15 protein-coding genes and 1 tRNA gene are annotated in these 13556 nt (G+C 68.5%); 8 read left to right on the forward strand and 8 right to left on the reverse strand.

The window, feature by feature from the left end:
• Positions 1-103: 103 nt before the first annotated feature.
• On the reverse strand, positions 104-994 hold the full coding sequence (locus AB0K92_RS03400) for a septum formation family protein (RefSeq protein ID WP_365918958.1): 891 nt from the start codon (positions 992-994) through the stop codon (positions 104-106).
• A 207-nt stretch (positions 995-1201) separates the two neighbouring features.
• Between AB0K92_RS03400 and AB0K92_RS03405 the strand changes: the two genes are divergently transcribed.
• Together AB0K92_RS03405 and AB0K92_RS03410 are read left to right on the forward strand one after the other, a co-directional pair.
• Complete coding sequence (locus AB0K92_RS03405; protein WP_365918960.1) at positions 1202-1693, forward strand: hypothetical protein; 492 nt, start codon at positions 1202-1204, stop codon at positions 1691-1693.
• Complete coding sequence (locus tag AB0K92_RS03410) at positions 1690-2010, forward strand: transcriptional regulator (protein ID WP_365918962.1); 321 nt, start codon at positions 1690-1692, stop codon at positions 2008-2010. The genes AB0K92_RS03405 and AB0K92_RS03410 overlap by 4 nt, the downstream gene beginning before the upstream one ends.
• Positions 2011-2457: 447 nt before the next feature.
• On the opposite strand, the gene AB0K92_RS03415 is transcribed toward AB0K92_RS03410, so the two are convergent.
• Both AB0K92_RS03415 and AB0K92_RS03420 read right to left on the reverse strand, forming a co-directional pair.
• On the reverse strand, positions 2458-4068 hold the full coding sequence (locus AB0K92_RS03415; RefSeq protein WP_365918964.1) for a DUF262 domain-containing protein: 1611 nt from the start codon (positions 4066-4068) through the stop codon (positions 2458-2460).
• A gap of 211 nt (positions 4069-4279) precedes the next feature.
• Positions 4280-5377 (reverse strand): DUF1152 domain-containing protein, encoded by a 1098-nt coding sequence (locus AB0K92_RS03420; protein WP_365918966.1) that lies wholly within the window; start codon positions 5375-5377, stop codon positions 4280-4282.
• 101 nt (positions 5378-5478) lie between these two features.
• On the opposite strand from AB0K92_RS03420, the gene AB0K92_RS03425 reads away from it, so the two are divergent.
• Together AB0K92_RS03425 and AB0K92_RS03430 are read left to right on the forward strand one after the other, a co-directional pair.
• Positions 5479-6219: a GntR family transcriptional regulator gene (locus AB0K92_RS03425; protein WP_365918968.1), complete on the forward strand. Its 741-nt coding sequence runs from the start codon at positions 5479-5481 to the stop codon at positions 6217-6219.
• Between the two features lie 275 nt (positions 6220-6494).
• Complete coding sequence (locus tag AB0K92_RS03430; protein WP_365918970.1) at positions 6495-6932, forward strand: ATP-binding protein; 438 nt, start codon at positions 6495-6497, stop codon at positions 6930-6932.
• 66 nt (positions 6933-6998) lie between these two features.
• Here AB0K92_RS03430 and AB0K92_RS03435 read toward each other — a convergent pair.
• Positions 6999-7072: transfer RNA gene (locus AB0K92_RS03435), tRNA-Gly, on the reverse strand.
• Between the two features lie 294 nt (positions 7073-7366).
• On the opposite strand from AB0K92_RS03435, the gene AB0K92_RS03440 reads away from it, so the two are divergent.
• The 3 genes from AB0K92_RS03440 to AB0K92_RS03450 all read left to right on the forward strand — a co-directional run bounded on the left by AB0K92_RS03440 (position 7367) and on the right by AB0K92_RS03450 (position 8743).
• Positions 7367-7528, forward strand: a complete 162-nt coding sequence (locus AB0K92_RS03440) for a hypothetical protein (RefSeq protein WP_158102053.1) — start codon at positions 7367-7369, stop codon at positions 7526-7528.
• A 136-nt stretch (positions 7529-7664) separates the two neighbouring features.
• Positions 7665-8240, forward strand: coding sequence for a dCTP deaminase (dcd, locus tag AB0K92_RS03445; protein WP_166000720.1), 576 nt, complete (start codon positions 7665-7667; stop codon positions 8238-8240).
• Positions 8241-8245: 5 nt separating this feature from the next.
• Positions 8246-8743, forward strand: a complete 498-nt coding sequence (locus AB0K92_RS03450; RefSeq protein WP_166005071.1) for a phosphoribosyltransferase — start codon at positions 8246-8248, stop codon at positions 8741-8743.
• A 73-nt stretch (positions 8744-8816) separates the two neighbouring features.
• Here the strand turns inward: AB0K92_RS03450 and AB0K92_RS03455 are convergent, their stop codons facing one another.
• From AB0K92_RS03455 to AB0K92_RS03470, 4 genes are all read right to left on the reverse strand, one after another.
• Positions 8817-9911, reverse strand: coding sequence for a Yip1 family protein (locus AB0K92_RS03455; protein WP_365918972.1), 1095 nt, complete (start codon positions 9909-9911; stop codon positions 8817-8819).
• 90 nt (positions 9912-10001) lie between these two features.
• Positions 10002-11477 carry a VCBS repeat-containing protein gene (locus tag AB0K92_RS03460; RefSeq protein WP_365918974.1) on the reverse strand — a complete coding sequence of 492 codons (1476 nt, stop codon included), beginning with the start codon at positions 11475-11477 and terminating at the stop codon, positions 10002-10004.
• A 197-nt stretch (positions 11478-11674) separates the two neighbouring features.
• Positions 11675-12271 carry a hypothetical protein gene (locus tag AB0K92_RS03465; RefSeq protein WP_365918977.1) on the reverse strand — a complete coding sequence of 199 codons (597 nt, stop codon included), beginning with the start codon at positions 12269-12271 and terminating at the stop codon, positions 11675-11677.
• Positions 12219-12851 carry an FG-GAP repeat protein gene (locus AB0K92_RS03470; protein WP_365918979.1) on the reverse strand — a complete coding sequence of 211 codons (633 nt, stop codon included), beginning with the start codon at positions 12849-12851 and terminating at the stop codon, positions 12219-12221. Before AB0K92_RS03470 ends, AB0K92_RS03465 begins: the two co-directional genes overlap by 53 nt.
• Before the next feature lie 162 nt (positions 12852-13013).
• Here AB0K92_RS03470 and AB0K92_RS03475 point away from each other — a divergent pair, with 162 nt between their 5' ends.
• The gene (locus tag AB0K92_RS03475; protein WP_365918981.1) at positions 13014-13535 is read left to right on the forward strand and encodes a hypothetical protein; all 522 of its coding nucleotides are present in this window, start codon (positions 13014-13016) and stop codon (positions 13533-13535) included.
• Positions 13536-13556: the final 21 nt, after the last annotated feature.

Here is a 13556-nt window from a genome sequence, read left to right on the forward strand (position 1 = left end):
CCAGTCGTGGGGGAGCCGGAGCCGGAGCCGTACCGGCGGACACGGCCGGCCGGAGCCGCATCACGCATCCGGTGGACACGGCCCCCGCTGCCCCGACGGGACGTCAGCCCGCCCAGACCTCGGCCTCGTCGGCCGGGACGGTGGTGGCCAGGCCCAGTTCCTTGCGGGCGGCGACCGACTTGTTGGGGTCGATGCCGGTGAACGCCGGGTCGTAGGCGACGTAGAAGGCGTCCGCGTCGGCGGCGCCGGCGGCCTTCTTCCAGTCGCCGGCCGCCTTCTCCAGCGTCGAGCGGAGCTTGCCGACCTCGGCGCCCTCGATGCCGGCCAGGCCCTCGACGTGCGCGTTGAGGGCGGCCTCGACGGCCTTGGCCTGCGCCTTGTAACCGGCCAGGTCCTCCTCGACGGTGTCCTTCTCGGGCTGGTTCGCCCACAGGGCCTCGTAGACCGCGTTCGAGCCCTTGAGGTAGGTGAGCTGCTCCGGCTTCAGGGACTTCGCGGTCTCCAGGGAGCCGCTGAACTTCCCCTTCTCCGCGGTGTAGGTGCAGCTCACCGCGCGGTCGCCCGTCGTCCAGCTCTCCTGGGTCGGCGTGTAGTAGAAGAGGGCGGCACCCTTGGGCAGCGCCCAGGTGTCCGGCGCGAACTTCTGCGCCTCGACCGGGCAGCGGGTGTCCGCGACCGCCGTGATCTCGTCGTCGCCGGGGTACTTCTGGCCCTTGCCCTCGATCGCGAACTCGCCGACGACCTGACCCACGTGCGCCTCGTCGCACGGCACGACCTCGACGGCGTACGCCGTCCCCTCGGCCTTGCCGTTCGGGTTGTAGCAGTCACCGATGTCCAGCGAGTACACCGACTGCTGGCGGGCCGCCTTCTTCGCGGTGTCCTTCGCGCTGTCGACGGCGTCGGAGACCTCCGAGCATCCCACCGCGCCGATCGCGAGCAGGGCGGCAACGGCGGGTATGCCGCGAAGGGAACGGTGCGGGGCACGGATTGTCATGACGTGTACATCCTCTTACGTGATCTCTGTGAGCGCATGCGGCTCGTACGGGCTCTCTGACTCGCGACGGGCGGGGAGGGTTGTATCCGGGCTGCTCAGAGGTGGGAGCTGATTGCCTCCACGGGGCGAGCGGCCGGCCCACCCCCACTTGCCGCACCGGAAACTCGTCTCTTTCCAGATCGGAAAATGATCGCTAGTCTTTCCGGCATGGAAACTCACGGGGCGCGACTGACGCCCGAGCAGGCCCGCGCCGCCCTGGCCGACACCAAGCACATCAGGGCCTCCATAGCGCCCCTGTCGGCCACACCCTGGCCGAACTGGTTCTTCCTCACGCTCACGCTCTACGTCGCCGCGTTCCCGATCATGTACGGAGGCGCCATGGCCGACACGGACTGGCTGCTGCCGCGCCCCGCCTGGATGGCCATCACCCTGACGAGCACGGCGGTGTTCGTGGCGCTCTTCGCCGTCGCGGCGAAGGCGTGGCGTGACAGGACCGGGGTGGCGCTGCGGTTCGACGTGCTGCCCAAGCGGGCGACCGTGCCGCTCTCGGTGGGTCTGCCCGTGCTGCTGGTGGGTTCGGCGTTCGCCTTCCGCGTCACGGGACGGCCGGTGTGGCTGATCGCGGCCTCGCTGATCGGTGCCGCCGTGTCCGTCGGCTTCCACCTCGCCTTCGTCCGCCTGCACCGGAAGACGCCGTGAGTACCGAGATCCCTGATCCGCTGGAAGGTTTCGACGCCACCATCCACGCCCCGAACCGGCTGCGCATCTGCGCTCTTCTGGACGCTGCCGGCGAGGCGGAGTTCGGCCTGGTCCAAAACCAACTCGGCGTCTCCGCCTCCGCGCTGAGCAAGCACGTCACCGTACTGATGGACGCCGGCTACGTCGAGCAGCGCAAGGCCGTCCGCAACACCCGGCAACGGGTGTGGCTCCGGCTGACCCCACGAGGACGGGACGCATATCAGGGGCACCTTGCGGCACTGCGGGCGATCGTGGGGTCGTCGGATACGTCTCTCTGATCACCGCCGAGCCACGTGGCTGCTGCAGACGGACGGGCTCTGGAATCTCTTCTCTCGGAAGAGGTCAGTCGATCCTCACGCAGTACAAGAACGGCATGCTGACTGTGCTTCGCCCCGACGTCAGATCGACCGCCCGAACGGGGACGTTCGGGTTCCCGGGAGCGCACTGTCCGGGGAAGCCGGGGGTGAAACCGAAACTCCCGCCGGCGTATCCGGCGTGCCTGGTGGCCGTGACCGTCCAACTCCTGTTGACGGCGTCGAAGAACACGAGCGGACCGGGGTGTTGATGCTGAAGTGGTCGCCGCTGACCTTGAGGGAGCCGTTCTCCGAAGTGACCCACAGCCGCACCGCCAACCGCCGGTCGTCGGCCCGGCTGTTGTCGTACCGCGCCTGCGCGCGGGCCTGCGGTACTGTGACCGACCCCTCCCCCACGAGGAGAAAGACAGCTCAGTACGCGCCTGAGCACAGTCGAAAGATTTCGCGTCTGACAATATCTACGCGAGCGTCGAAGAACGTACCCAATTCCGCAATGGTGTAGTCGTACTCGTCTGCTGTGGGCATGAGATTGGATCGGAGAACATCGTCGGCATGAAGCCCCAAGTCGCTAATCAGCTCCGGCAGATAGTCCTTAGGATCCCTGTCGCTGATCCGATTGTTATCGGCGGCTGCTAGCATGCAGAAGTTCAGCAGATTACTGCGTTCTACCCCTGGCGCCGTACGCTTCAGGAAGGCTTCCGGGAAGATGTGATGGAACTGCTTGCGATTGTAGACAGAAAGCGCCTCGGAGGTATCGATTGTATTTCCGTTGGTCAGGTTCTTGGGGCTGTTTTTCGCCAGAGCCAGAATGAATGCCCTGGAGCGTGAATTATTTTTCCGGAAGACCATTTTCTTGATCTCTGCATTGGTCAACCCGGTGCCGAAGATTCCCTCGCTGCCGTCCTCGCCATCGAGGACGAAGTTCTTGATCGCCTGAAGGTCTCGGGTTACAAAATCGTCAGGCGCGCCGCGGTAGCGCTCAGAAAATGATGTGCGCCAAAACCATTGCCGGACCCTACGAAGTGCCTGTGCGGAGAGATTCGGGTTGTTGGCGTAGATGTAAGTGAGGATCACTAGGTGCGCTTCGTAAGGGAGGAAGCTTAGAGAGTGAATTTTGAAGTCGGTTGCCAGCTGGTCTACCGCTCGAAGTAGCGCCTTGCGGGTGCGGTCTACCAGGGAGTCCATTTTCTGCGGGTCCCCTTTGAAGCCGCGTAGTGCAATTACGCGCTCACGGTTTGCGGACTCATATTGAACCACGGAAAGACACTTGAGTACCGTGGTTCCCTTGATTTCGCCATAGTTCTTGGGCTCTAGGGAGTAGGAAATCTCCTCGACTTTCTCGTTGAGGTCGAATCCCTTCGACCATGTAGCGGCTACCATCAGGTCGAAAGTCGAAAGGTCGGTCCCCGAACTGTTGATACGCTCGAAGATCGGACAAACTTCCTCGATTGTGAGGTCCCTCAAGGTGACGACTGGGATTTGATAGCCGCTGAATACTTCGATCAATGCATCAAATCGCTCTTGCAGTAGGTCTGCATTTTTGTGCGACTGGAGCGCGGTCCTGAAGTTGAGTAGCTTAGTTGTCTGATAGAGCCAGCGCATCGGAAAGTGATGCAGAGGTCGCTCTCCCGGTTTCTCCTCCAGAAATTTCTCTGCCTCTAGGTCGTAGACGGCGGAAAACCCTATGCCCTCGTCCTCGGCTCCAAGTGCAGAATAGAGGACGGTCATTCGTTGTTGTCCGTCCAGCACGTAGTCGGTGGGAGTGAGATCTTCGGTTTCCGGTAGCTTGAACTCGCCAATGTTCCTCTCTGTGGCAAGTTTGTCTGCGGTGCGCCAGAGAAGAAGACTTCCGATGGGGTAATTGTTGGCGACGCTATCCAGTAGGTCCAGTGCTTGAGCTACGCCCCACACAAATGGGCGCTGGAACTGTGGGACCTTGATCTCGCCTTTCCGGACCTGAGTGTTGAGGTCCTTGATGTACGGAGTTGCTGTTGAGAGACGACTACCTACGTGAGCGGCCATGATCGTAGGCTACGGTCGCGAGGCCGTAAGCGTGGGCCAGTTCTTCAAGTTGGGCGAAAATCAACGTCCCCTAGCGGACCCCCTCAGCCGAACCGCGATGCATCCCCTCCCCGGCGCCAGGCGGCAGCTGCCTGAGCGCGGCCCGGCCGGGGGCCGGGCCGCGCGCGGTGAGCGGAGCGAGCCGCCTTGAACCCGTGAAGAAAGTTGTTACTCAGGCTTCTGCTGCGATGCGCCACAGCGGAGCGGTGTACTGCTCCGGTCGGCTGTTGATGAGCAGCTGGCGCAGGGCCTCGCGCTGAGTGCCGTTCAGACTCAGTGCTTCTGTGAGCCGACGGAACGTCGTATGCGTGATGCCGCGGCTTCGTGCCTCGGTCTCGAACTGGTCGAGTCGGGGCAGCACTGCCTCGGCGTCCAGCTTCGCCGCTGGCTGCTCCTTGAGCCACAGCGCCTTGTTGCGCTCGTAGTCGATCTCCGAGAAGCCGCACACTTCGCGGCTCAGGGCCTCGACCTCGTCCAGGGTGGACGTCGTCATGATCGCGCGGGCCAGCTGGTTGCGGCTCAGGGCTTCGTCAAGGTCGACTTCGTGGATCCCCGGGCCCTCGTCGGTGAGGGGGATGGGGAGTCCCGCGTCCCGGACCTCGCAGGTGCCGCGTACTCCGCGGGCCGTGGCCGCGAGCATTCCGGTGGCCTCGGAGGGGTGCCACTCCAGGACCGAGCCGACCGGTTCCACGTCCTTGGCCGTAAGAGTGTGGACGACCGGGCCGAGTACGCCGCGCAGGTCGTCGAGGGGTAGTTCCCCGTCCAGGCCCGGTCCCGCGATCAGCAGCCGCATGGACGCGTTCACCTGGCCGCATGCCGCCAGGGTGAGGGCGTCCGCGAGCGGGCTTTTCAGTGTTGGCTCGTCGCCCCGTGCCAGCAGGTCGCCGCCGACGTCCAAGAGGTCGATCGACGTGGGCTCCAAGTGACTGATCAGTTCTTCGAGTTGGCGGGTGACGCCCTCGGCGCCATGTCCCGGGTCGATCAGCGCGAACGTGTGCGGGAGTTCCGCCGCGAGCCGGGGGAGCGTGGAGCCTGCCGGGGCGATGGGCCGGGCCTCCGCCGGCACTTTCCAGACGGCTGGGGTGAGGGGGGTGAGGCCGGTGAAGTTCTCGGGGTCGCGGGGGCCCGGTACCGGGTCGATCAGCAAGCGGTCCCACGCGTACGTCAGGACCACCGCCCGGCCGTTGCCGTCGCCGTACAGGGCGGCGTCAAGCATGGCGGCGGCGACTGCGTCGCCACCCCCTCCTGCTGCGACGATCAACCGCGTCATAGACCCAAGCGTACGGGGGCCGGGCCTTCACCACTCACCCTATAGTGGCCAATGGCCATAGCCACTTTGCCGTCGACGCGGCATCGCACGAGGAGGGCGGCATGCCCAAGATCGAGGAGGCCCAGCCGAAGTATCTCCAGATCGCGCACTACATCCGCGATCAGATCCTTCGAGGGGACCTCAAGCCGGGGGACGAAGTCCCCTCGGAGCGGCAGTTGGCGGCGGACTGGGGAGTGTCCCGGCCGACGGCGGCCCGGTCGCTGGAGGCGCTGAGCCACCAGGGGCTCGTCGAGAAGAGGCAGGGGTCAGGCACGTACGTGCGGAGCCTGGAAGTCAACCGGCGTGCGCGCGAGTTGTACGGCCGCGCCCGGCAGACCGGCAAGATCTACACGCCCGGCGAGTACGCGGTCATCACCTCGGCCGGCTGGCTGGAGGCGCCGGACTGCGTGGCTGAGGCGCTGGGCCTGGTGAAGGATCGCCGGGCCGTTCACCGGCGGCGGGTCACCAACAACCAGGACGGGCCCATCACCCTGTCCACCTCGTGGTTCGCGCCGGACGTCGGGCAGCGGGCGCCGAAGCTGATGGAACCCGAGCGGATCCAGGAAGGGACCCTGCTGTACGTCGAGAAGATGACGGGGCGCCAGGGGAGCTACGCGGAGGACCGCATGTGTGCCCGGACGGCGACGGACGAGGAGGCGACCGCCCTCCAGCTCGCCCCCGGTTCCGCCGTCCTGATCGTGCACCACGTCGTCTACGACCTCCAGGACCGGCCGCTGGAGTTCGCCGAGGCCGCCTACCCGCCGCACCGCTGGGCGTTCGAGCAGGGATATCCGCTCACCTGACGGTCGGGCGGTTGTGGCGAACCGCTTGCATCGCCAAGTGGCTAATGCCACCATCCACCAGGTGGCTAAGGCCACTTTGCTGGAAGGGGGCACGGGTGTGACGAGTCAGCGGCCGCGTCAGGGCACGCGCTTACCCTGCCGGAGTTGCCGGGGGCCGCGACTGGAAGCGCGTCGCCTCACGTACGACCCTGGCGCTTGCCGCCGCCGACCGCACCCGTGCCACATCGAAGCGCCGCTGTCTCGCCTGCGACGGCAGCGGCAGGGAGTGAGTGCGGATGGCCTACATGATCGACCGCTACCCCTGCGAGGACTCACCGCGGCTCGGCGCGATGACCTTGCACCCCGTCGCGGAGTCCGTACCCCGCGCCCGGCGGTGGTTCCGGAAGTTCATCGCTCCGTACGCGCCGGCCTGCTCGGTCGACGACTGCACCCTGATGATTTCGGAGCTGGTGACCAACGCCATCCTCCACGGCCGGTCGGACGACACCTGGCTCGTCCGGGTGGAGTGGTTCCGCGAAGGGTCCTCGCTCCGGGTCGAGGTGCACAACCCCGGCTTCCCGGCGGACGTACGGCTGCGGCGCCCCGACGCCGACGACGCGCACGGGCGCGGGCTGCTGCTGGTCGACTCCATCGCCGCGTCGTGGTACGCCGGGCCCAGCCGCTTCGGCGGAACGGTGGTCTCCTTCGAGATGACCGATGCCTGGCCGGCGTGAGCGGCATGAGTGGAATACGCACCGACGAGAAAGAACCCCCTGGGTCTCTGACCCCGGGGGTTTATATGGAGCGGGTGACGAGAATCGAACTCGCGCTCTCAGCTTGGGAAGCTGATGTTCTACCATTAAACTACACCCGCGTAAGACGCCGACCGATGAGTCGGTGTCCGAACGCTCGCCCACTGTACCAAACCGCAGGCCCCCGGTGTTCCAGCCGAGGGGCCTCAGTCTGTTTGCGGGGGGAGTGGGCGGGGTCGGGGGCGGGTATGCGGCTGCGCGGGGCGGGAGTTGGGGCGTACGGTGGAGGGGTCGCCGAAGGGTCGCGCGGGATCGGAGTGCCGCCTGGAGGGGCGTCCCATTGATCCCGTAGTGTGGCTTTTGTCGTCAGGCAAGCAGCAGCCTGACGCGGCTCTTGGGGAAGGGACTTAAGGGACTTGATGGAGCGCACCGTCGTCCGCTGTGCCGAAGGGCACGTGTTCACCACCGCCTCGTTCCCGATGCAGCAGGCCGAGCGTCTCGGCCCAGGACGGCTCGTCCGCTGTCCGCGCTGCGCGCGGCTGCGGAGCGTCGTGCCGGTGGTGCTGGAGAAGCATTAGCCGGCACCGGCGAGCCGTCGCCGTGACCGGCACGGCGGTAGCCGGTTGTAGTCGGCCGTAGTGGCAAGGGTTACGCATGGGCGCGCGAGGTTCTCACGATTACGGGGGCCCCGCGCGCCTTGCGTATCCTCGGGGCGTGCTTCTCTCAGACAAGGACATCCGGGCCGAGATCGACGCCGGGCGGGTACGGATCGATCCCTATGACGAATCGATGGTGCAGCCGTCGAGCATCGACGTGCGGCTGGACCGTTTCTTCCGGGTGTTCGAGAACCACCGGTACCCGCACATCGACCCCTCCATCGAGCAGGCGGATCTGACCCGGCTCGTGGAGCCGGAGGGGGACGAGCCGTTCATCCTCCACCCCGGGGAGTTCGTGCTGGCCAGCACGTACGAGGTGATCTCGCTTCCCGACGACCTCGCCTCCCGCCTGGAGGGCAAGAGCTCGCTGGGGCGGCTCGGGCTCGTCACCCACTCCACCGCCGGGTTCATCGACCCCGGCTTCTCCGGGCACGTGACCCTCGAGCTGTCGAACCTCGCCACGCTGCCGATCAAGCTGTGGCCCGGCATGAAGATCGGCCAGCTGTGCATGTTCCGGCTCAGCTCGCCGGCCGAGTTCCCGTACGGGAGCGAGCGGTACGGCTCCAGGTACCAGGGGCAGCGCGGTCCGACCGCGTCGCGCTCCTTCCTCAATTTCCACAGGACGCAGGTGTGAGCAGCGTGAGCGACGTACGGGAGAATCTGACCTACGAGCGGTTCGGTACCGCCATCCGTGAGCTTGCGCAGACCATCGCCGACGACGGGTACGAGCCCGACGTCGTGCTGAGCATCGCGCGGGGCGGGGTGTTCGTGGCCGGTGGGCTCGCCTACGCCCTCGACTGCAAGAACATCCACCTGGTGAACGTCGAGTTCTACACCGGTGTGGGCACCACGCTTCCCATGCCCGTGATGCTCGCCCCCGTGCCCAACGCGATCGACTTCACCGACAAGAAGGTGCTGATCGCGGACGACGTCGCCGACACCGGCAAGACGCTGAAGCTGGTGCACGACTTCTGCCTGGAGCACGTCGCCGAGGTGCGGTCCGCGGTGATCTACGAGAAGTCGCACTCGCTCGTGAAGTGCGAGTACGTGTGGAAGCGGACCGACGAGTGGATCAACTTCCCGTGGTCCGTCGAGCCGCCCGTGGTCAAGCGGGCCGGGCAGGTGCTCGACGCCTGACATCCGGCGGACATGCGGAAGGGCCCCTGGCGCGACGCCAGGGGCCCTTCCCCGTGCACTGCGCGGACGGCCGCTAGAACGTGCCCAGCTTCACGATCGACAGCAGCGCGATCAGCTGGATCGCCGACGCGCCCAGCGCCTTCGGCCACGGCAGGTCGTGGGAGCGGGACACCATCAGGGTGAGCAGGGCGCCGCCCGCCACCCAGGTGACCCAGCCGAGGATCTGCACGAACGGGGCGTCGCCGCCGAGGAACATCGCGACGATCAGGCGCGGCGCGTCCGAGAGGGACATGATCAGCATGGAGAGGCCGACCGTCGGCTGCCAGGCGCCGTTGCCGCCGAGCTGGCGGGCCAGGGTGTGGGTGACCACGCCCAGGATGAACGCGCTCAGCACCATGGCGACCGCGGTCGTCAGCACGATCGGCACCGCGCTGGAGAGCGTGGCGTTGATCGCGTCCTCGCGGGCGCCGTCGAAGCCGAAGACCGCGAGCAGGCCGTAGAGGAAGGTGACGATGAGGGCGGTGCCCCACATCGTGTAGTCCCGCATCCGCAGGAACGTCTGGTTGGGGGCGAGGACGATGCCCTTCAGCAGGTCCTTCCAGGGCAGCCGCGGGCCGATCGGCGCGGCCGGGGCCATGGCGCCCGCCTGGTAGGTCCCGCCCTGCTGGTACGGGTCCTCGTCGATGGAGAAGGCCTGGGTGTGGCCGGGGTTGTTCGCCGCGTACGGGTCCGTGGTGCCCGGGTGCGGGTACGACGAGCCGTCGTCGCCGAAGTACTCCGGCTCGCCGCCGCTGTGACCGCCGTAACCGGCGTGGCCGCCGTGGCCGCCAGGGCCGCCGTGACCGGCGTGGCCGCCTCGGCCGCCGGGACCGCCCGGTCCGCCCGGACCGCCGTGCGACGGGGGCCACGGGCCGCCCGGCCCGCCGCCGTAGCTCTGCTGCCCCGGGTACGGGTGCGGCTGCGGCGCGGGGGGATGGCCGTACGACGACGGGCCCTGCGGCGCCTGCCGGCCGTACGGGGGGTTGTGCGGTCGCGTGTGCGGGGCGCGGTCGTCCCGGCCGCCGCGTCCGATCCTGAATCCAGCCACGTCAACGAACGTACCTGGTCCCGGAGAGTGACGTGCCGGGCCCGGGGTTCCGGGCCCGGCTTTGCTGCCGAGCTGTGACATCCCTTACGGATGTCCCTTAGGGGGCCGGGCGGTTCGGCCCGCAGGGGGCGGGCCGGACACGGCAGAGGCCCGGCCCGCCTGCCGTCGGGGTCAGTCGGCGATGTTCACGCCGAACGACGGCGTGCCGGTCGTCGAGACGCCGGTCGCGCTCGGCGAGACGGTGCGGCCGCCGGACGTGGTGATCTTCGTGCCGTTGGACGGCAGGTAGAGGACCGCCCCGTTGCCGTCGTTCTCGTACGAGCCGGCGATCAGGTCGGCGCGGCCGTCGCCGGTGACGTCGTCGAGCTTGACGTCGGCGCCGAGCGCGTCGTTCTTCTCGTCCTCGCCGGGGACGCCGGCCGTGCTCTGGGCGAAGGACTGCGCGCCGGAGGAGGTGTTCAGACCGGAGGCCGAGCCGTACAGGACGGTGACCATCCCGGTGTCGGTGATGCCGTCGATGTTCTCGCCGGCCACGCCGACCACCAGGTCCTGGTAGCCGTCGCCGTTGATGTCGCCGAGGTCCAGCTCGTAGCCGAAGTAGTCGTTCTTCTCGGAGGTGCCGGGCACGTTGCCGGTGTTCTGGGTGACGCTGGTGGTGGAGCCGGCGCCGCTCGCGGTGCCGTACGTGATCCACACCTTGCCGCCGTCGGAGGCCTCCGGGAAGGCGACGTCGCCGTCGGCCCGGTTCCAGTACATGCCGGTGACGATGTCGCCGTAACCGTCGGCGTTGATGTCGCCGATCGCGGTGATGACGCCCGCCTTGAGCTGCTTGGCGGAGGCGGTGGACAGGCCGCTCGCGGTGCCAGGCACCAGGTAGTTGGTGTTCCAGCCGTAGTCGGTCTGCGTCTCGAAGCCGTCCACGACGAGGTCGGTGCGCTTGTCGCCGTTGACGTCGCCCGCGGTGAGGTTGAGCGGGCCGCGGGCGGAGCCGCCGGACTGGATCGGCGGCTTGATCGTGTAGCGGCCGCCGACCGCCTTGCCGGTGGCGCTGATGCCGCCCTTGAGGACGTGGATGGTGCTGGAGGTGTTGCCGACGGCCAGGTCGGCCTTGCCGTCGCCGTCGAAGTCGCCGGCGGCCAGGTTCTTGCCCCACATGTCGTGCGAGGAGGGCGCCGGGTCGCTGATCGTGACGCCGGTGCCGGTCAGGCCCTTGGCGGAGCCCCACAGGACGGCGACGCCGCCGCCGTCCTGGTCGCTGCCGACGTCCTCCCAGGGGGCGGAGACGGCCAGGTCGTCGTAGCCGTCGCCGTTGAAGTCGGCGTACGCGGTCTCGGCGCCGAAGCCGTCGCCGGTCTCGGCGCTGCCCGGGGTGCCCGTGGTGTTCTGGCTGACCACGGCGCGCTTGGTGGAGGTGACGCCGGTGGCGGTGCCGTACAGGGCGACGACCTGGCCGGCGGTCTGCTTGCCGCTCACCTGGGCGCCGGCGGCGGAGAAGGCGACATCGCCGATGCCGTCGCCGTTGAAGTCGGCCTGCGGGACGTGCGTGGAGTCGGCGGCGGTCGCCGTCGCGGCCGTGAAGGTGAGCAGCCCGCCCGTCAGCGCGGCCGCGGTGGCCGTCGCGAGGGCGAGTCGCAGGGTGTGCTGCATGCGGATCTCCTGCGGCATGCGGGGACGCCCGGCAGGCGTCCCGCGTCGATGGGGGTGCGACGGACGGCGTGCGTGCCGGGACGCCTCGGCTGGTGTCGCCGCGAGTTCCCCAGGTGTTCACGGTCCGGTCGGCGAACAGGAGACCACTGGTGGGGCGCAAGGGTTGTACGTGAGTTCGAGGGGAGTTCGGAACCGGATCAGCGGGCCAGGAACGCGGACGTCGAGAAGGCGACCGCCGGCGTGCGGGCGAGCAGCCCCGTCCTCGCGCCCGGGTACAGCGCGACGGTGTCCTCGGTGTCGCCCCGGTGGGTCCGTACGACGAGGCCGTCCCGCCCGTCCCCGTCGAACTCCCCGGTGGCGAGGACCCGGGTGGTGCCGGCGGCGGGCGGGGTCACCGTCACCGGTCCGGCCGCGGACAGTCCCTGCGTACGGCCGTGGAAGACGCGCAGTGCCGAGCCGCCCGAGATCAGCTCGCCGAGGCCGTCGCCGTCGAGGCCGTCGCCGTCGAGGTCGGCGGTGTCGAGCAGGTCGGCGGTGTCGAGCAGGGCGGCGGGGGCGGGCGGGGTGACGCCGGTGCGGGGCGGGCCGGCCGGGCCGCCGAGGGCGACCGCCGCGGGGCCCGCGCCCTCGGCCGTACGGATCGCCAGGTCGTCGTGTCCGTCGCGGTCGACGTCGGCGGACGGGCCGACGGGCACGTTCCCCGGCGCGGCGATCGGCGCGCCCGCCGCCTTCGGGGCACCATTAGGGGTGAACGGGCCGCATAAGAAGCTGAGTTGCTTGCCCGAGGCGTGCACGACCAGGACGTGCCCCCCCGTCGCCGTCGAAGTCGCCGCACACCGGCCGGTCGGGCCAGTCGTTGCCGGCCCGGGCGCGGGCGGGGACGACCAGCCGCACGGCGCGGCCGGTGAGTCCTTCCGGGGAGCCGAAGAGGAGTTGGAGGGGGACCGGGGGCCGTCCCTGGCCGTCGTAGGGCGGATCCGTGGACACGACCAGGTCGGTGAACCCGTCGCCGTCAAGGTCGCAGCTCGCCTCGGCGTCGAGGGCGGCGGGCAACTGAGCGACCGTACGGGCAGTTTGGCGGCACGGCGTGATCAACTGCCGTGCTGCGCCGGAGATCAGTCCGCGCGGGCCGCCGCCGTACACGATGCCGATGCCCGCGTCGTCGGCGTGACTCTGCCGCTTGACGAGGTCGTTGAGGACGAGGTCGTTGAGGACGAGGTCGCGGTGGCCGTCGCCGTTGAAGTCGTCGGGGGGACGTCGCTGCCGTCCCGCGCGGCACCGGGAGCAGGGGCGGGGCGTCGGCGGCCCGCCGCAGGGGAGGGCTTGGCGGCGCGGAGGGGGCGATGGATCCGCGCGCGGTGAGCAGCGGGACACCGGTCACCACGGCCACCCCGGCAGCTCGCACGCGCGTCCTTCACCTCGTCCGCCTCGCGCACAACGACCAGCAATGATGCACCTGTTCGAGAAAGGCGGATAGTACGAACTTCGTTGACCGGAATGGCACGGCGGCCGCGAAACGGTCCTAGGCTGACCGTCGTGGACGACGACCGGAGCATCATCGACCTCCTCCATACCCTGGACCGCCTCCCCGGGCCGGAGCACCTGCAATTCCCCGACGGCTTCGACTTCATGAGCGCCCGTATCCGCGCCATCAAGCTCAGGAAGCGCCTGAACGAGGATTTCGGCACCCCGGAGCGCGATCAGCCCGTCCGCCTGGACGAGGGCATCCAGGACGCCTCCTTCTCCTTCGGCCTGCGCATCCCGCCCGGAGTGACGGAGGCCAAGCAGTGGATCTCCGTACGGCTGAGCAACTACGGCGACCTCGCCGTGGTGACCACGCCCCAGCCGGACAGCCACCCGGACCTGGACGCGGCCGTGGCGGCCGGCGCCCTGTCCGAAGGGGACCGCCGGCACGTCGTGAGCGCGCTGGCCGAGCTGGAGTACACCCTGGTGCCGCCGCGGCTGCTGCTGCGTGAGTACGACGGGGTGACGTGGCTCGCGGACGCGGACCCTCCGGGGGAGGTGACCTGGTGGACGCGGTTCTTCGACTACCTGTGACGGCGGCTGCCCGTGACGGTG

Origin of the sequence: Streptomyces sp. NPDC052687 (genome assembly GCF_040678395.1) — a bacterium.
GTDB lineage: Bacteria > Actinomycetota > Actinomycetes > Streptomycetales > Streptomycetaceae > Streptomyces.

Bases quoted from the DNA above. Each gene is read 5' to 3' on its own strand.
- AB0K92_RS03400 (WP_365918958.1), bottom strand. From the start codon at position 994: ATGACAATCCGTGCCCCGCACCGTTCCCTTCGCGGCATACCCGCCGTT.
- AB0K92_RS03405 (WP_365918960.1), top strand. From the start codon at position 1,202: ATGGAAACTCACGGGGCGCGACTGACGCCCGAGCAGGCCCGCGCCGCC.
- AB0K92_RS03415 (WP_365918964.1), bottom strand. From the start codon at position 4,068: ATGGCCGCTCACGTAGGTAGTCGTCTCTCAACAGCAACTCCGTACATC.
- AB0K92_RS03420 (WP_365918966.1), bottom strand. From the start codon at position 5,377: ATGACGCGGTTGATCGTCGCAGCAGGAGGGGGTGGCGACGCAGTCGCC.
- AB0K92_RS03425 (WP_365918968.1), top strand. From the start codon at position 5,479: ATGCCCAAGATCGAGGAGGCCCAGCCGAAGTATCTCCAGATCGCGCAC.
- AB0K92_RS03430 (WP_365918970.1), top strand. From the start codon at position 6,495: ATGGCCTACATGATCGACCGCTACCCCTGCGAGGACTCACCGCGGCTC.
- AB0K92_RS03455 (WP_365918972.1), bottom strand. From the start codon at position 9,911: ATGTCACAGCTCGGCAGCAAAGCCGGGCCCGGAACCCCGGGCCCGGCA.
- AB0K92_RS03460 (WP_365918974.1), bottom strand. From the start codon at position 11,477: ATGCAGCACACCCTGCGACTCGCCCTCGCGACGGCCACCGCGGCCGCG.